The sequence below is a fragment of the Aeromonas sp. MR16 genome (assembly GCF_022549315.1).
Lineage (GTDB): Bacteria > Pseudomonadota > Gammaproteobacteria > Enterobacterales > Aeromonadaceae > Aeromonas > Aeromonas aquatica.
The window spans coordinates 85,128-102,699 of the sequence record NZ_JAKZFK010000016.1 but is presented as its reverse complement, the minus strand read 5'-3'; the positions used below and the strand labels follow the sequence as shown (position 1 = coordinate 102,699).

The 17,572-nt window shown below is 55.3% G+C and carries 15 protein-coding genes, 1 tRNA gene and 2 pseudogenes; 10 read left to right on the top strand and 8 right to left on the bottom strand.

Annotated features, from left to right (window positions below; all coding sequences use genetic code 11):
* Positions 1-322 (bottom strand): annotated as a pseudogene (locus tag MM194_RS13360) (transposase); the annotation flags it as partial.
* A gap of 385 nt (positions 323-707) precedes the next feature.
* Here MM194_RS13360 and MM194_RS13355 point away from each other — a divergent pair.
* The 4 genes from MM194_RS13355 to MM194_RS13340 all read left to right on the top strand — a co-directional run bounded on the left by MM194_RS13355 (position 708) and on the right by MM194_RS13340 (position 3,943).
* On the top strand, positions 708-1,013 hold the full coding sequence (locus MM194_RS13355; RefSeq protein WP_241343801.1) for a hypothetical protein: 306 nt from the start codon (positions 708-710) through the stop codon (positions 1,011-1,013).
* 280 nt (positions 1,014-1,293) lie between these two features.
* A tRNA-Ser gene (locus MM194_RS13350) sits at positions 1,294-1,363 on the top strand.
* Between the two features lie 335 nt (positions 1,364-1,698).
* Entirely contained in the window at positions 1,699-3,180 is a 1,482-nt protein-coding gene (locus tag MM194_RS13345) for a sel1 repeat family protein (RefSeq protein WP_241343800.1), read from the top strand.
* A 205-nt stretch (positions 3,181-3,385) separates the two neighbouring features.
* On the top strand, positions 3,386-3,943 hold the full coding sequence (locus tag MM194_RS13340; RefSeq protein WP_241343799.1) for a recombinase family protein: 558 nt from the start codon (positions 3,386-3,388) through the stop codon (positions 3,941-3,943).
* 251 nt (positions 3,944-4,194) lie between these two features.
* Here MM194_RS13340 and MM194_RS13335 read toward each other — a convergent pair whose 3' ends face one another.
* Positions 4,195-6,399, bottom strand: a complete 2,205-nt coding sequence (locus tag MM194_RS13335; protein WP_241343798.1) for a hypothetical protein — start codon at positions 6,397-6,399, stop codon at positions 4,195-4,197.
* Positions 6,396-7,535 carry a hypothetical protein gene (locus MM194_RS13330; RefSeq protein ID WP_241343797.1) on the bottom strand — a complete coding sequence of 380 codons (1,140 nt, stop codon included), beginning with the start codon at positions 7,533-7,535 and terminating at the stop codon, positions 6,396-6,398. The genes MM194_RS13335 and MM194_RS13330 overlap by 4 nt, the downstream gene beginning before the upstream one ends.
* Before the next feature lie 371 nt (positions 7,536-7,906).
* On the opposite strand from MM194_RS13330, the gene MM194_RS13325 reads away from it, so the two are divergent.
* Together MM194_RS13325 and MM194_RS13320 are read left to right on the top strand one after the other, a co-directional pair.
* Positions 7,907-8,152 carry a hypothetical protein gene (locus MM194_RS13325; protein WP_241343796.1) on the top strand — a complete coding sequence of 82 codons (246 nt, stop codon included), beginning with the start codon at positions 7,907-7,909 and terminating at the stop codon, positions 8,150-8,152.
* A 44-nt stretch (positions 8,153-8,196) separates the two neighbouring features.
* Entirely contained in the window at positions 8,197-8,778 is a 582-nt protein-coding gene (locus MM194_RS13320) for an antitermination protein (RefSeq protein WP_241343795.1), read from the top strand.
* 180 nt (positions 8,779-8,958) lie between these two features.
* Here the strand turns inward: MM194_RS13320 and MM194_RS13315 are convergent, their stop codons facing one another.
* Both MM194_RS13315 and MM194_RS13310 read right to left on the bottom strand, forming a co-directional pair.
* Complete coding sequence (locus tag MM194_RS13315) at positions 8,959-9,489, bottom strand: phosphatase PAP2 family protein (protein WP_081966138.1); 531 nt, start codon at positions 9,487-9,489, stop codon at positions 8,959-8,961.
* 132 nt (positions 9,490-9,621) lie between these two features.
* Positions 9,622-10,125, bottom strand: coding sequence for an ATP-dependent zinc protease (locus MM194_RS13310; RefSeq protein WP_241343794.1), 504 nt, complete (start codon positions 10,123-10,125; stop codon positions 9,622-9,624).
* Positions 10,126-10,537: 412 nt separating this feature from the next.
* Here MM194_RS13310 and MM194_RS13305 point away from each other — a divergent pair, with 412 nt between their 5' ends.
* Positions 10,538-12,202: a phosphoethanolamine--lipid A transferase gene (locus tag MM194_RS13305; RefSeq protein ID WP_033130562.1), complete on the top strand. Its 1,665-nt coding sequence runs from the start codon at positions 10,538-10,540 to the stop codon at positions 12,200-12,202.
* Positions 12,203-12,321: 119 nt separating this feature from the next.
* Here MM194_RS13305 and MM194_RS13300 read toward each other — a convergent pair whose 3' ends face one another.
* Complete coding sequence (locus MM194_RS13300) at positions 12,322-12,693, bottom strand: hypothetical protein (protein WP_033130656.1); 372 nt, start codon at positions 12,691-12,693, stop codon at positions 12,322-12,324.
* 330 nt (positions 12,694-13,023) lie between these two features.
* Between MM194_RS13300 and MM194_RS13295 the strand changes: the two genes are divergently transcribed.
* Complete coding sequence (locus tag MM194_RS13295) at positions 13,024-13,779, top strand: membrane protein (protein WP_033130563.1); 756 nt, start codon at positions 13,024-13,026, stop codon at positions 13,777-13,779.
* A gap of 44 nt (positions 13,780-13,823) precedes the next feature.
* Here the strand turns inward: MM194_RS13295 and umuC are convergent, their stop codons facing one another.
* Both umuC and umuD read right to left on the bottom strand, forming a co-directional pair.
* On the bottom strand, positions 13,824-15,098 hold the full coding sequence (gene umuC / locus MM194_RS13290; RefSeq protein ID WP_241343793.1) for a translesion error-prone DNA polymerase V subunit UmuC: 1,275 nt from the start codon (positions 15,096-15,098) through the stop codon (positions 13,824-13,826).
* 2 nt (positions 15,099-15,100) lie between these two features.
* Positions 15,101-15,529, bottom strand: a complete 429-nt coding sequence (gene umuD / locus MM194_RS13285) for a translesion error-prone DNA polymerase V autoproteolytic subunit (RefSeq protein ID WP_241343802.1) — start codon at positions 15,527-15,529, stop codon at positions 15,101-15,103.
* A gap of 154 nt (positions 15,530-15,683) precedes the next feature.
* Between umuD and MM194_RS13280 the strand changes: the two genes are divergently transcribed.
* Entirely contained in the window at positions 15,684-16,322 is a 639-nt protein-coding gene (locus tag MM194_RS13280) for an SOS response-associated peptidase family protein (RefSeq protein WP_241343792.1), read from the top strand.
* 521 nt (positions 16,323-16,843) lie between these two features.
* A pseudogene (locus tag MM194_RS13275) lies at positions 16,844-17,353 on the top strand (IS3 family transposase); the annotation flags it as partial.
* Positions 17,354-17,572: the final 219 nt, after the last annotated feature.

Here is a 17,572-nt window from a genome sequence, read left to right as displayed (position 1 = left end):
CTTAATCGGTCTATCAGCGCGTACGAGTGAACTCGTCCGCCATCAAGAGAGCCGTAGCCTTTTTTAGAATGTCCTTTTCGCGCTCGAGGCGGTTGATGCGGGCTTCCAGCTCCTGGATTTTCTGCTGCTCCGGGGTCAGCGCTTTGCCGATTGGGGTGGTGCCGGTTCGTTCGGATTGAAGCTGCTGAACCCATCGGCGAAGTATGGTTTCACCGACATCCAGTGAACGGCTGGCTTCGGGGACAGAGTATCCCTGGTCGAGTACCAGGGATGCGGCTTCGAGTTTGAATTCAGCAGTAAATGAGCGACGTAATCTTGTCATTGAACACCTCTGATCTTGGTGGCGACTGTACCACCTAAAATGGTGTCCGGGATGATTAGACCACTACAGTAGTGGCTGATCAAGAAGTTGTTGGATAGTGGCTACCTGAAAGCGGTGGCAGCGTAATGCATGGCTACCCCGCTGCATGCGGCAACCTGTAACAAGGTCAGTAGTGCTAAAGGTGCTCAATTTAGCCTTGCATGGGATGACCAAAAACGAAGACGTGGAGTATGCCGAGCAGCAGTAGATGCAAGAGCCCGCCAAACTTCAATTATCAGATTTAGAACCCTGTAAAAAACAGGTAATTAACAGAGCGCTACAGCATTAAATCACGGTTTCGTGGTCGTAGCATGAGCAGTCAACGTCAAGCGTCGGGAGCGGAGTAATGAAGTATCAACCTGGGAAATCGGGTAATGCTGCTGGCCGCCCCAAAGGCGCACTGGGCAAGCGCAGCCAGTTGCCGGCCAACCTCGTCGCCGAAGCACTGCAGCAGTTACGGGCGGCCGTTGAGGCAGGCGAGATGCAAGCCGTGAAGCTGGTCATTGAGCGGGCTTTTCCAGCGCTCAAGCCCGTGACGCCTGAGCACTCCATTGATGCCGAACTGTTGGAGCTCAAGATCCGTAGCCTGCGTGATGTTGAAGAGCGGGTGGCAAAGCTGGAAGCGTCTTTACTGCCAGAGGGGAACGTATGACCAGCCGTACCTTGTCAAGCCGTCTAACTCGTCTCGAACAACGTATAGATCCCGATAAGCAACTGAAAGTAAACATTAATTTGACTTTTGTAGCGCTGGTTGATGCCAATGACCCCCGGTGCGGTACGTCGACCATCCCGAAGCAAGAAATAAGCGGGAACTCTACGGTTACTACCACAACCAGTTATTGGCCGAGACGTTACTCAGATTGAGGTACTTAAAGACGAGTACCGATCACAACAGGCGCCTAGATTGTGACAATGTAGACCAGTGATTTGATCGGTGTATCCAGCGATGCAATCTCGTTCGGGACGAAGGGGTCGGAGGTTCGAATCCTCTCACACCGACCAAATTCAACAAGGGCTTAGCTTCGGCTAGGCCCTTGTGCTTTTCCGGTCCCCCAGTTCTGTGGGGCATTTGTGGGGCATTTTTCTCGATACCCCTTTTCTCACCCTTCATCTAAGGCCCATCTTGGGTGACTCACGCCGGACGACTTCCTTCCTCAGTGCCAGCGCAATAGATCCGTTCTCGCTCGAATTTTGAGCTTATATCCTTTCCATGCCCCCCCTCCGTATTCATTATTAGGCGCAACGGTTTTCGGGTTGCACTGGCCATTTACCTAGATGTCAGCAAGGCTTAGGTTTGAGACCACAGCGACACACCGCTGGTGCCATTGCAGTACACTGTGAGCAATCATGAATCAAGTGGTAAGACCGAAATGAAAAAAGGGGTGTTGGCGCGGCTTGTGGACTGGGTTAGGGGGGCACAATCTCAGGTGACAAATTGGGAAAATGTGCCCCTTGCCCAAGTGCAGAAGGCCGCTAAGCAAGGTCATGCCGAGGCACAATTCCACCTCGGCATGATGTATGGCAACGGCAAGAGGGTTGCACAGGACTACCAGCAGGCGTTGGCCTGGGTTCATAAGGCGGCCGAACAGGGTCATGCCCATGCGCAGTACAACCTGGGGGCGATGTATGGCATGGGCTTATGGGGGGCTGATGACTCCACACAGGCGCTGCCCTGGTTGCTTAAGGCGGCAACGCAGAACCATGCTGACGCGCAAATCCTCCTCGGTGAGATGTACGCGCAGGGCATACGTGTGGCGCAGGACGACCAGCAGGCGGTAGCTTGGTATCGCAAGGCTGCCGAACAGGGTAATGCCAATGCTCAATACAACCTCGGTTGGATGTACTCGACTGGCCGGGGAGTGGCACAGGACGATCAGCAGGCGCTGGACTGGACCCGCTGGGCGGCCGAACAAGGTCATGCCGAGGCGCTTGTGTCGTTACGCAGAACGGCCGAACAAGGTAATGCCCGAGCGCAACTCAATCTCGGCGTGATGTATGCGACTGGCCAGGGGGTGGAGCAGGACGACCAGCAGGCGCTGGACTGGACCCGCAAGGCGGCCGAACAGGGTAATGTCCTAGCGCAATACAACCTTGGCCGGATGTACTCGACTGGCCAGGGGGTGGAGCAGGACGACCAGCAGGCGGTGGCCTGGTATCGCAAGGCTGCTGAGCAGGGTGATGTCGAGGCGCAATTCAATCTCGGCGTAAGGTACGGGGATGGTCAAGGGGTAGAGCAGGATGACCAGCAGGCGGTGGCTTGGACCCATAAGGCGGCCGAACAGGGTCATGCCATGGCACAAAGTAACCTCGGCCTGATGTACGAGCGTGGCCAAGGGGTAGCACAGGACGATCAGCAGGCGCTGGCCTGGACCCGTAAGGCTGCCGAACAAGGTAATGCCCAGGCGCAATTCAACCTAGGCATCAGGTACGCGAATGGCGACGTAGTGGAACAGGATGATCAGCAGGCGGTGGCTTGGTATCTCAAGGCTGCTGAGCAGGGATATGCTAATGCACAATTCAATCTTGGCTGGGCTTACTTGAATGGCCATGGAGTAACGGAGGATAGGCAGCAGGCGCTGGCCTGGTACAGCAAGGCTGCCGAGCAGGGCCATGCCGATGCACAATCTATGCTAGGGGTGATGTATGGCATAGCGCAGGATGATAGGCGGGCATACTTCTGGAGTTCAGTGGCAGCCGCTAATGGGTCTGCCGATGCGGTTATAAACCGTGACCTCTCTGCCAAGCGTTTGCCGCCAGCGGTCTTGGAAGAAGTAGAGGTACTGATTGGCGAGTATGTTGAGCAGTACCGACCTCGGTAGTAACCCATCAACTAGTGCGGATAAGGGGCGTTACGATAAACCGGCGCCCCTTTTCGCTACCTGCTCAACTAAGATGGCTCAAAATGTGTACCTTTTGACCCACTCAGCCATCCCTTTCAAACCACTGGCTCAAATCTGTTGTTTTTTCTATGAGCCACATCTACATTTAGAGCCATAGATAATGAGCCAATCAAAGGGGCACATCATGGCGGTGATCGGGTATCTCAGAGTCAGCACCGGCGAGCAGAGCATTGGGGCTCAGCGTCACAGTATTGAGCAGACTCACAAGGTGGAGACCTGGTTTGCTGACGAGGGTGTATCGGGTGCAGTGAAGGCGCTACAGCGTCCTGGGTTCGCCGAGCTGTTCAAGTTCATACGCAAGAGGGACACGCTGATCGTACCCGCTGTCGACCGCCTTGGGCGCAATACCATCGACGTGCTGAACACGGTTGAGGCACTACAAGGCAAGGGCGTTTCAATCATTAGCTTGAGGGAAGGGTTTGACCTGTCCACGCCCATCGGCAAAGCCATGCTCACAATGTTGGCCGCTGTTGCAGAACTGGAGCGCTCAAACATCAAAACCCGACAGATGGCCGGGATCGCCAAGGCGAAGGCAGAGGGTAAGGTTCTTGGACGCGAAAAGACGATAGATGATGCTGCTGTCGCTATCTGGCGCAAAGATAATTCAGCGAGCATCAAGCTGACGGCTGAACATTTCGGGATCTCCCCCGCCAGTGTGAAGCGCGCCTGTCGGTCTGCGTAATTAGCTTTCTGGGCAGGAGATCACCCGCCCCGTTTGTTGAAGCGCAAACTATGGTCGCCCAGTACGTCGAGCAATTCCGCCCCAAATAAAATGTTGGCTGGCGGTGTTGACGGCGGTTTTGATGCTCTGGAACACCAGCCAGCCACCGCTAAGGTTGGCAATGTGTCCCAGCACGAATACCCTGCCGTTCAAACCTCATTCCCAGAATCTGCCATTCTCGGAGTTTCGGTACCACCGATCCATTAGCCGTTTTAGGATAACCGGTGCCGGCATGACTCCAATAAGAAACGTACCATCGGGATGTCGGGCGCTTCAGTCTCCAGCACATAGTACACATCGTCCTTGCACAATTGCAGGCGCCTCGTGGCAAGCGCCAGCAGGAATTCACTTGCAGCTCCGCCGCGAGGACTCTGGCTGGCGAGGATGACCCGCCTAAACAACCGGCCCAATTCACGACTCTCAGCGACCGTGTCAGCGAAATTGAGCTCGTAGGGATAAGCTGCGCGCAGCAGCGAAGCCTGAATCACATCATCGTTGAACCGGCCGAAGTTGCCGGGCGCAAGGATCGTCTGCTGGAACCAGTTGCTGATGATCCGGCGCTCACCGGATGCGAAGGCATTCGCGCGGAGTTGCTGCAGAACCGAAGCAATCGTAAAGTACACATCCGCCTGCCTGTGGCCTGACATTCCCGGCAGGGTTTTGGGCCAGAACACAAATCCTGGCTGGAGACTGAGCGCCTGCTCCGCATTTGCCAGGAACAGATCATTGTCCATAGGCTGACTTGCAAGACGTAGGCGCGTAATCCGCGACTCCACAGTCGATTTCAATGTCTCGGGCACTAGTCTTCTGATTTCCGGATCGATCAGCAACTGGAGCTCGGCTGCCCAGGCGTGGTTGTCGTATGAAGCAGGAAGCACGACCTGGTCGACCGTCAGATATTGATAGGGAAAGAAGTTGTGCGTCTGGATTAGGCTGTTCTCGAGTCGCTGGCGCTTTGGCTCGCCTGTGGTCTTCGCCATACCTACTAGGTACATTAGCGGCACATCAGGCGCTATGCTACGCAGGTCCCGGCTGATATCGAGTAATGTTCTACCGCTCTCGATGACACTCGCAACAATGACTATTGCTTCGATAGTTTCGGCAGAAATGTCATCGATTTGATCCCGCGCAATCACCGACGCGGGTGTGGCGAGGTGGGTCGCCACCCGTGTTGCAAGCGTGTGCGACTGTTGGTCGGCGGCGATCACATGCGACAAGCGCGCCGGTAGCGATCGGCGTAAAGCGTAGTCGAGCTTGGCCTCAAATTCTGTGCTTGCAAGCAGCTTGGTAGCGTTGATGTGGAACAAGCGCGGAGACTTGGAACCACTACGTCCGAGACCTACCTCGAATACCTCGGTGCGAGCGTAGCGCCCCATCAGCGCCGACAGCCCTTTTGGAGCATCGGCGAGTCCTACTAGCAAAGCATCCTGCTGAGGGCCTGCAAACTCGAACTGGTCACCCTGGAGTTTGATAGCGTGTGAGCCGGCCGCGCACATTGGGCAATCCATTGATTCGTTGACTAAGGGTAAAGTTGTGAATCCGTTGGGGTTGGCCTGGCTTTCCTGTGAAAGGTCACAGACGACCGGCGTCGCGCTTGGTTTGCGTCCGAGGTAAAGCAAATGCACGATGTGCTCTGGCTCGACATTCATTTCGGTGATGAGACGAGCCGCAAGCGAGCCACTGGAAGATGCGGAGATCAACACTACTGCGGCATCGCCATTATCGAACGCGTGTTGATTAAAACCTGCATAGGACGAGAAATTATCGGCGAGGATCCAGCATGCACCATCAAATGAGCGACGCTGCTCATTGATTGCGGCGACGACGGCGTATAGCGAGGGTGTATCGAGGTACGCCTTCGTTACTGAGGGACCGATGTGAGGCAGGCAGCAGAAACCGATAAATGCGATCTCCGCTCCGCGCGCCAAAATGTTAGACAGCCGGATGAATCGCTCGGTGTGCCGCCCAGAAGGGTTCTCGAAATGATAAGTGGCGTTCGCCTCGACGAAGCCTCGGCGCTCGTTGAAGATATAGGTGATCCCGTGGCGCCGCACATCATCGATGGTCATGCCGTTGGTAGGCATGGTGCCCGCGACGCAGTGGCGCATGCTCTCAACTCCAATGCAGTCGTAACCGATGAGCGTGACGGTGCTATGGCCGAGCCTACCCAACGTCGCGTGATGAAGCGAATGGCTGGTCAGCTCGTCTCGCGTGGCAGCAAACGACGGATCACGCACAATGATCGCCACCTCGTCGGGCACGAGATTGGTTTCGATCTCCGCCTCCATCAAGCTTGCGAACGCTTCTGGGGCGAGTTTTGGCTCCGCGACGAAGACCATCAACGTATCACGTATGCAGGTTTCCGCTTCCTCGTTCGAACGGTGGAGGTCGAACCTCAAGCTAAATAGTGACGTCACCATCCCCTCCGCAGTGGCAGCAGGACCGTAAGTAGACTTCCAGCGACCGGGGCAAGGACCCCGTCCTCAGGACGGAACACCTTTAGGGCCTCAGGGCCTTCCCCCTCATTCGTGTCCGAGAAGTCGGCATGGATCGATAGGCGTCCTGTTCGCAGTCTCAGGAACCCCCGCTCTTGGCGCAGCACCCGCAGCACATGCGGTAACCCCTGTCCAAAGCGCGATCCTCCCTTGGCGCTGAAAGTCGTAAAGCAGTCCCGGACTGCTGCCTCTTCCTCTTCAATATTGAGCTCAGCGAGTGTTTTGCCTGTACGCGAGACGGCAAAGCCCGGTCCGGAATCGAGGATAGATAGCTCGAACAGGTGAGTCTGGACGGCATCTTCCGCCGGTTCTAGGGACCGGCAATAATGAGCGAGCGGGGGATAATCGGCCACGATCTGGGTTAACGTTTCCGGCTTGATAGCATGATGTACGGTCTTGATAGCGCGGATCGACATCGACAGGATATTGCCGAAGGCGTCGGACTGGCCGTGTTCCTCGGTGTTCTTGAACAACTCAAAGATCATGCCACCTAGGGCATCTGGCATTTGTGGCGCGATCCTGTTCTGGTACGCGTCCGGCACGGTTTGTCGCAAAAGCCACGAAGCCAACAAGGTAAAGGAGTGTCGCGGCCGCAATTGGGGGGCCTGGCCGCTATCGGACTCGTAGAGGAGATAAGGTGCATTTCGTCCAAGATGATCTGCGCAGATAATTTCCACCGACGAGCCGCGATAGGCCGCTTTCGGATTGGCGCTCAGTAAAGTTGTTAGGCGAGCGAGCGCTGCATCCCGCACCTGATTAGTTAGATCTCCCGCTTTGCCACCGCCCAGGATGGCCCCGGCGCAAAGGGCGCCAGTCAGCCCGGGCAGGCGACGAACTAGTTCCCCGATCTGCTCAGGTGTTTCAACGTAAGTTTTCAGAGTGACTGGAGGGCGCGGCTGGGCCCATGTGACCAGCAATTGGTTCAGGGCCGCCTCGCCGCCGCCCCCAAAATGACGTAGGTTCGACGGCAAAATGAAGGGCTCATTCTTGGGCGCGGCAGCAGCTTCACGCAGGGCCCGCTCGATGTTGGCGACACTCGCCTGTTTTGGAATTCGCAACACTGTCTCCTTGAACCCTTCAGCTGAGGCCCGGGCCCAGCAGTTAGGAAATGAATGCAATCAGCTTCAACATTGCCTCAAAGGTTGAGGGTCGCCCATCCGATATTTCATCGACACTACCGGGATGTTAAAAACATGACGGGAATGTTAATCCGACAATTGGAGTTGCGATAGCCCCAAATGAGAGTTTGCATATGCTCAATAAACCATCCTTTATGGATGGACGTCGGTAATAGGTTGAACGACTCACTATCGACGCTCATACGGGTCACGCTACAGACTTTGTTTTTCGCAGCGAATCCCCGAGCAGCTCAATCCGATGGGCGCTGTGTATGTATTGGTCAACTTAATCCGGCCACCTACGCACGCTGATGCTGGCGGGCGAGGTGCTGCACTACGAGTTTGAACCGCTCAAGCTGCGGCTGGCCGACAAAACCTTCTACACCCCCGACTTCATGGTGGTGCGCCGGGATGGGCTGATCGAGCTGCACGAGGTGAAGGGGTTCTGGGAGGATGATGCCCGGGTGAAGATCAAGGTGGCCGCCAAGCAGCACTGGATGTTCACCTTCGTCGGGGTTCAGCGCAAAGGCGCCAATTGGTCACTGGAGGCATTCTGATGCGACTCGAATATGCGCTTTCGATAGGGGAACCCCGCTCGGCGATGCTCCAGGCTATCCAATCCCGTTCCACCGGGCCCTCTCACCTGACGCAGGCCGATGTGCTGGGGGCGCTGGGGCTGGTGCAGAAATATGAAGGGGTGGGGTTGGCGCTGATGCTGGCCCGCTACACCAAGGACAAGTCCAGCCACCACAAGGCGGTGATCGGGGTGATGGCGGAGTGCAGCAAGCTGGCGCCCAAGTATGTGGGGGCCATCAAGGAGCGTGGCCAGGGGATGGCCCTGAAGGCGATCGCCGTCCTGGTGGTGCAGCACTATTGCCGCACGGTGGACACGCCCGGGGCGGCCTGCCACCCGCAGTTCTGTCATGGGCGCGGGGTGATCCGCGATCTGGAGCTGAGCCGCCTGCACGGCAAGGCCGTCGACAAGGTATGCCTGCGATGTGGCGGTACCGGGCTGCGCCCCATCCCCGGCACTCAGGTGCGCCGTGCTATCGAACCCTTGCTTGGGACGCTTAGCCGCGGGGAATGGGAGCGGCAGTGGTACCCGCTCTATCAAGGGGTGCTGGCCTGGTGCCATGTGCAGGAGAGCGAGGTGGCGGTGTTCTACAGGAAGGTGACGAAGTAGCACAGACACCGGCAGTGCTAGGGGAGGCCTCCACTGCCATTTGAGCCTCTGCCAATATATCAATTAAGACGTTATCGATTGGCAAAAGCGGTCTGGTTGTTCCTGATGAGGGCTCCGACGATATCAGCAGATGGATTGAAATGTATTTAACAGTAGTTTCTATGCATCTCTGATCGGCATTCAATATCGGAAGCTCACTAAAACTCCTTGGGCTCCGTCTTCCAACAAGCCGGGATATATGGCTAACTTTTGCTCATAGGGGCTGGTGAAAGCATAACTAAAGCCAGTGGCAATCACTGCGCTGGCGATGACATCACGCCAATAATGATTATCCGATGTTACCCTCGACCAGCCCACTGCACCCGCCGCAATATATGCTGGAAGTCCATAACTCCATCCATAACGCATTTGCAAGTAACTGGCACCACTGAATGCTAATGCCGTGTGTCCAGAGGGGAAACTATGGGGGGAACCATTTGGACGAGTAGCATCAACGCTAAATTTTAATATTTCAACCGTTGCGGTGGTGGAGAGCACGCCAAATCCTAGCTCTTTCATCCCCTCGTAGTCACCTTTATACCAGGAGATACCTGTTGCAATAGCGGGGATGGCAAATTGTGCAATGTCGCCATAAGTTTCAAACGTACTGGCTGCGTGTGTGGAACCGACATGACTTACCATCATGGCGACGTATATCAATGTCCTTTTCATAGAAAGCTCCCTTTTATTATTTTTATTGATCAAGCCCCTCGGTCGATATCAGGAAGTGATGTGGCATGGGGGTGATCATTAATAATGAATTTGATTTTTATGGATATTATTCAATGGTGGTGCTTGAGTGCATCAGATGCTGCACTTGCCATTTCGAATAAATTTTTTGGATGAATCAACCAATGCTCCCAGGTGTTGCAAGGTACTGCGTCCAATCAGTACGGGATATTTCTTGTTGCTACGGTTGGCGAGTGTGAATTCTTCCTTCTTCAGGGAGTGGCCGCCGATGCAGATATCCATTAAGACAACCACTCTGTGAACCTCACCACCTGCACCGCTGATCTTCACTTTGCGTATAACGGGCAGGTCATATGGAACTGACTTAGGTTTATCTGAATTTCCACCTTCTATGTCAATGTTAAATCTAACCCATTGTGTATTGTCTTTTTCATACAGCTCGATGCCATTAGCATCAACAGAGGATGATTTCGCTCCGGTATCGAACTTCATTTCTAGCGGGGTTGAATTAGGCAAAATGATACCGTGCTCGACCCAACCGTAGATAGCTTGTGTGTTATCCGCCGCTGATAATGATGCAGCCATTAGCAGCAGAGCTGAAAGTATGAGTTTTGACATGTGCGTCTACCCTCTAATTAATTTTGACTATAGGGCGTGTTTATTAAGGAACGCTTAAGGTGATTCATGAAAATAACATGCATGTATTTGAAGTGTTAAAGAGGAGGCTGCGACAATCATGTCGGCAATAGGAGGGGGTAGCAGCTTAATGGGGGCCAGTAGTATCCGCTTGACAGGCTTCTAACGAAGCCTATTATGGCGACTCATCGAGGTCTTTTTTAGAGTGTTCCAGCGGTTGTCCTGATTGAGCCTTGGCTTAATTCTTCCTTAAGGTTACCTGAATAGAATCACGATATGTCCGGTTATTGATGTAAAAGTGCTTGTCTTTACGGAAAAAGATGGCGATTCCGGGCGCCAAAAACTGAGCTCCTATGCAGGGCTGCCATTTCAATATTGCTTTTGGAGTAAACGGATGCGTCCCACATTGGATGTGATGAAGGTTAACCTGTTGTTGGTATTGCTGTTTGCACTTGTATTCAACGGTACTATCTTCTTGCATTTCTACACGATTTTGCATGCGCTTGAGCATGTCAAGGTGGGCTTTGCTCTCTCGATTCCGTTTGTGTTGCTGGCCGCGCTTAATGCCGTGTTTCTGCCGTTCACCTTTCGCTATCTGCTCAAACCTTTTTTCTGTCTGTTAATCTTGTCAGGCTCTATCGTCAGCTACGCAATGATGAGATATGGCGTCATCTTCGATGCTGGCATGATGCAGAACATCTTCGAGACCAATCATAGTGAGGCGAGTTCCTACCTCAATTTCTCCGTGGTGACCTGGTTCCTGTTGACCGGCTTGCTACCAACGCTGTGTCTGTTGTGGGTAAAGATCGAATATCCGCGCCCTTGGTACAAGGGATTGGGCATGCGGCTTGGCGGGATTGCCATGTCTCTGTTGTTTCTGATGGGAGTTGCCGCACTCTATTATCAGGACTACGCCTCTGTCGGGCGTAACAACAACGTTCTCTCCAAGGAAATCGTGCCAGCCAACTATGTGAGTGGCCTCTTCAAATACGTCAAGAGGAACCTGTTCACGACACCGACTCCCTATTTGCAACTCGGTACCGATGCCCATGTGGTTAGCATGAGTGACAAGCCGACTCTGATGTTCCTGGTGCTGGGTGAGACGGCACGTAGCAAGAACTATTCTCTCAACGGTTACGAGAAGCCGACTAACTATTTCACTGCGCAAGAGCAGGGGCTGGTCTCTTTCAAAGACGTCCGCGCTTGTGGCACCGCCACTGCGGTTTCCGTGCCTTGCATGTTCTCCAACATGACCCGACGAGACTATGATGAAACCTTGGCCAAGTCGCGGGATGGGGTGCTGGATGTGCTGCAACATGCCGGGGTGTCCGTGCTGTGGAAGGATAACAATAGTGGTTGCAAGGGGGCTTGTAAGAATGTGCCCACCATCGTAATCGAACCCAAGCAATTCCCTGCTCTTTGTGACGGGGACACATGCTACGACGAGGTGCTGTTACAGGGGTTGGATCAGCAGATCGCCGACATGAAGAGCAAGCAGGGCGACAAGCTGGTAGCGTTTCACCTGATAGGTAGCCATGGGCCCACCTACTATCGCCGCTACCCCACCACCGATCGCTTCTTTGTTCCGGACTGCCAGCGTAGTGATATCGAGAACTGCAGCAACGCGGAGCTGGTCAACACTTACGACAACACCATCCGTTACACTGACAAGGTGCTGTCCCAGCTCATTGCCAAACTCAAGACGCTCGAGAGCCAGTACAACGTGGGGCTGGTCTATCTGTCGGATCATGGCGAATCACTCGGCGCTCTGGGGCTCTATCTGCACGGCACCCCCTACAAGTTTGCACCGGATGATCAAACCAAGGTGCCACTGCTGACCTGGTTCTCTCCCCAGTTTCAGGCAGATCGCCAGCTGAACATGGATTGTCTGCAGCAGGAGGCGGGCAGCAAGCGCTTCTCTCACGATAACTTGTTCCACTCCATGCTTGGCATTATGGATGTGCAGACCAAGGTCTATGAGGGGGGGCTGGATCTGTTCAAACCCTGCCGCGCCCAGAGTGTGCAGAACACCACCACACAAGCATCCATAGCGCCGTGACACAACTATCACAAAGAGTTTTGGTACTGCTGGCAGTTGAGGTCTATCGCTGACAGCAGTAACCACTGACTGAGTATGAAGGGGGGGCATCCTATTTTGCTGTCTGAATTGACCCCCCATCAGAAACGGTAGCTGGTCATCAGTCCCGCATAGTGCTCCTCGGGTAACAGGACGGGCGCCAGGATCCAGCGATCGGTGATAAAGGCGCCTATCGCGGCCCCCAGCGCATTGGACCCTGCATCAAGGGCAGAGAAGTCCCCCTTTCCCGTTGCGCGTTCAATTAACTCCCCGGCTACCCCAATGCCGGTTGAGATGCCAAACCCGATCCATCCCCGATGTGCCGAATAGCCATAGTAATTGGACAAGGCGGTGAACCCCGCCCCCATTGCGGCCCCCCCAATAGCGTGGCTCAGTTCGCTGTTGAAGCTGTCATTCGCCTGCGCCCCTGTGCTCAACAGGAACAATATGACGCCGGTATGTATCGCTTTCATCATGCTCTCCATGCACTGCTCTAGTGTCGCCTGTTTTCGTCCACAGCGTCCTAATCCAGTGTAAGCCAGGCACGGCATTGATTCCCGAATCCTGATGGACTAGGCGGACCTCATTGAGTGCTCGGTGTGATCTTATCACCCTATATCAATCGTTCCTCGGATAGCGGGGACGTAACTCATTTCACACCCATTAGAACTTCCGCACATTCCGCAATTATTCCCTGTTATCAGCAAGATATGATTTTCATCTGGGGCCTTAATCCTCTCTTAAGGAATATCCCCCACTCTGTGATGAAGGGCTATTTGTCTAACCGTAGGATCAGGTGAACTATGTATACCAACACCAATAATCCAGCCAACAAGGTACCCGAGATCACATTGATTTTTTGGTTGATAAAGATGATGTCGACGACCGTGGGGGAAACAGCGGCCGATTATCTGATCTTCAACCTGCATCTGGGGCTAACGACGACATCCGTATTGATGGGGGGCATGCTGATCGCCACTTTGCTGATACAACTGACGTCAGCGCACTACGTTCCCTGGAAGTACTGGTTGGCGGTGGTGCTGGTAAGCATTTTTGGCACTCTTGTGACAGATAATTTGACCGACCAAATGGGAGTGCCATTGGCACTTTCAACCAGCGTTTTTACGGTGGTGCTATTGATCACCTTCGGCATCTGGTATGCACAGGAAAAAACATTGTCTATCCGCGCCATTGATAGCCGTAAACGCGAGCTTTTTTACTGGGCAGCCATCCTTGTTACCTTTGCCCTGGGGACTGCGGCGGGGGATTGGGTCTCTGAGGGGATGGATATCGGCTATATGAATACCACTGTGCTATTTGGCTCCTTGATTGCCGCCACGGCGTTCGCCCATTACCGGTTAAAAATGAACACTGTGCTGTCATTTTGGATCGTCTATGTTTTGACTCGCCCATTAGGCGCCTCCATCGGAGACTGGTTATCACAATCCGAAAAACATGGCGGCCTTGGCTTCGGCGTTACCAGCACCAGCCTCGTATTCTTTGTGTGCATCTTCCTACTGGTCGCTTACCAATCCGTACCGACACGGCAGCGGCAATAATGGATCTGGACAGGCAAAGAGAGGCCTGCCCATGTCTGCTTGGACTATCGCCTTACCACCGGTAGTTCCCCAAGATCGGTGGTATAGCGGGGGCTGAGTTGCTCCCGTTTCATCGTCAATTCCCTGGGGTCTCTCCCTCTTGCTGCAAAGTAGACTTTCCCCAGCCGCCCCTGGTTAATCTTGTCGATCACCTGCATCAGTGCCTCGCTGCGGGGATCCTGCTGCGGGTCAGCGAAAAGATCTCCCTGGTGCATGCTGACCGGGGTGAAATCGGCCAGCATGACGCCCCCCTTCATATAGCGGACATCATCCCGCCAGATCCGGCGCAGCAGCGGTTCAACCAGTGCCAGCAGGTCACGGGTATCTGAGGTGGGGGTCTGCAACCGGGTCGATATCTGGTTGCCGTAGTAGGTCTCCCGCTCCGATAAGGGGCTGCTCCTTATAAAGAGGGTGACGTGGCGGCACCGTTGCCCCTCGGCCCGCAGCTTCTCGGCAGCCCGCTCCATGTAGCCGGCCAGTGCCTCCCGCATGGGGACAAAGTCGGTGATGCGCTCGCCGAAGCTCCGGCTGCAGATGATCTGCTGCTTGGCCTGGACCAATTGCTCCAGCTCGGCACAGGGGATCCCCCGCAGCTCCTGCACGGTGCGCTCGACGACGACGCCATACTGACGGCGCAGGCTCTTGGGGTCGGCCACTACCAGGTCAGCCACAGTGTTGATGCCCTGGGCCGTCAGTTTGGCTGTCAGTTTGCGCCCGATCCCCCAGACTTCCTCAACCGGGGTGATGGCCATCAGCTTGGCGCGGCGCCCCTCATCACGCAGATCCACCACACCGCCGGTGGCCGGCCACTTCTTGGCGGCGTAGTTCGCCAGCTTGGCGAGAGTCTTGGTGGGCCCGATGCCGACTCCGACGGTGAGACCGGTCCATTGCTGCACTCGCTCGCGAACTTGGCGGCCATAGGCCATCAGGTCGCCAGCCCAGAACTCCCCGAGCTCGATGAACGCTTCATCGATACTGTAGACCTCCACCGCCGGCGCCATGCTCTCCAGGGTCGTCATCACCCGGTTCGACATGTCGCCGTAGAGGGCGTAGTTGGAGCTGAACCAGATGCCTCCCTGCTCCTCGTAGAGCTCGCGGATCTGGAAGTAGGGCACCGCCATCTTGATCCCCAGTGCTTTGGCCTCTGGGCTGCGAGACACAACGCAGCCATCGTTGTTGGAGAGCACGACTATCGGCACTCCTCTGAGGTCGGGGCGGAACAGACGCTCGCAGGAGGCATAGAAGTTGTTCACGTCGACCAGGGCAATGGCGGTTGGCATGGCTACCCTCGCCGGGTTTTGCGCAGGACGAAGGTGACGACGCCGAAGATATCCAGCTCCTGCCCTTCTTGCGGGTAGATCGGCGGAAAGTCGGGGTTGCCTGGCAGCAGGGCGGGGACGGGCTGCACCTGCAGCTTCTTGACGGTGAACTCACCATCCAGGCAGGCCAGCACGATGTCGCCGTGGCGAGCTGTGATGGCGCGGTCGATGATCAACATGTCGCCGTCATTGATGCCTTCCCCGATCATGCTGTGGCCGCTGGCTCGCACATAGAAGGTGGCTGCCGGGTGGGAGACGCAATGTTGGTTGAGGTCGATGGTCTGTTCCACATAGTCCTGAGCCGGGGAGGGGAACCCGCAGGCGGCAGGGGTGAGGAACAAAGGGACCTCGATGAGGAGTGCATCGGAGTTGTGGGAGAGCATGGCAATCATCACTGTATGAACATACAGTTATTCTATCTGAGGGATCCGGAAAGATCACTGGTCGGCGATCGGGTCTTGGCAAGGCAAGGGGGTTCGCGGCCAATTATGCTTGGCAGAGGCCGACCTGGTGAGTTTGGGCTCTCATACGACGGAGGGGCTGCACATGTGCATCAACTACATCCCGACCACCAAGGCGGTGCTGGTGGAATACTTCGGGGTTGATGACCCTGGGTTCGACTGGAAGGAGGAGGTGTGGCAGGACTATCAGGCTCCGATCCTGATCCAGCGTGATGGCCGGCGACAGGCGCTGATCGCCAGCTATGGGCTGGTGCCGAAGAGGAAGGTGCAGCCAGGCAACAAGCACTACACCACGATGAACGCCAGGGCCGAGACGGTAGGGGAAAAGCCGACCTACCGCCATGCCTGGCTGCAGGGGCATCTCTGCCTGGTGCCCATGACCTGCTTCTTCGAGCCCTGCTACGAGAGCGGCAAGGCCGAGCGCTGGCGGATCAGCATGGCCGACGGCACGCCCTTCGCGGTGGCCGGCATCTGGCGGGCATGGCAGGAGGAACAGGGCTACACCTTCAGCTTCTCCCAGCTCACCATCAATGCCGACACGCACCCACTGCTGCGGCGAATGCACAAGCCAGGGGACGAGAAGCGTAGCCTGGTCATTGTGTCGCCGGATGACTACGACGCCTGGCTGGGGTGCAAAGACCCAGAACTGGCGAGAACCTATCTGATGCAGCAGCATGCTGAGCGGTTGATGGGAGGGCCGATGCCACTTGTACGCCGGGGCTGACGTTAGCTCAGTGTTAGCCCGCCTCAAAAATGAATAAGGCTCGCATCGCTACGAGCCTTGCTGTATCTGGTGCCGGAAACAGGAGTCGAACCTGCGGCCTTCGCATTACGAAAGTGTGCGCGTGTGCTCAACATCAATTAGCTAGCTAAGATCCAAAGGAGTCACTCTTGGCTAGGCGAGTTTATCAGGTTGTTTCAATACAGGCAGGTCCTTAGTGATTGTTACGCCTGCACTCTAAAATAGCCTTTCACAATATCTCCACGCGAGGGAACAGTAGACCCTCGGTTTGAAACCAGAAGTTAACCACTAGAAAATCAAATGGGGGTATATATGGGGGGTTGTAATTGATGTGATGAGTAAGTGATTGAATAAATTCATTTATTTTATTAAAAACGCCGGTCATCGAGCGGCCTTTTTTATGTCCGTGTCCCGTCCTGAATATGGTTTACACCTTTCCCCCCAATAAATGGAGAGCCCGATGGGACAAGGTGTGAAACGGACACCGCGCGATTACTCGCTGACTCAAGGCAGGGTCGGAGCAGGTCACGCCGGTGGCTCCGGAGCAAGTCTGGGTCGCCGACATCACCTATCTGCCAGCCAGGAGCGGGCCGCTGTACCTGAGCCTGGTGACGGATGCCTACTCACGCAAAATAGTGGGTCATCACGTGCACGAGGGGATGCATGCCGAGTCGGTGGCGATGGCGTTCAAGAACGCACTGAAGCAACGATGTGGCGGCGGGGAGCTTATCCATCACTCGGACCGCGGCGTGCAGTATTGCTCGGGGTTGTATCAGTCATTGCATGAACGGTACGGGGTGAAATGCTCGATGACGGATGGCTATGACTGTTACCAGAATGCACTGGCGGAGCGGGTAAACGGGATTTTGAAAGGTGAGTTGCTGTTGCAAAGCCCGCAGGACCTGGCGCAAGCGCGGGAGATGGTGCGTGAGGCGGTGGATATTTACAACCTGGAGCGACCTCACTTGGCATTGAAATACAGAACCCCCGATGCGGTACATCGGGGGTTCTGAGTCACGTGAAGCTAGACGAAAATGTGTAAACCTATTTCAGGACTAGACACCGCATTAAAGTGAAAAGATGATTTTGACCGGTTCGGCCCGATGTTTCCTCGCGCCCCCTTCTGGCCACTGCCTTGATGGTATAGGAGTGGAGCCGATGGGGGGCAGGGTGCTACCTTGTGCCACTGGAGCGTCGGCGGTGGGCTGCAAGCCGTCATGTGAGCGGCATTG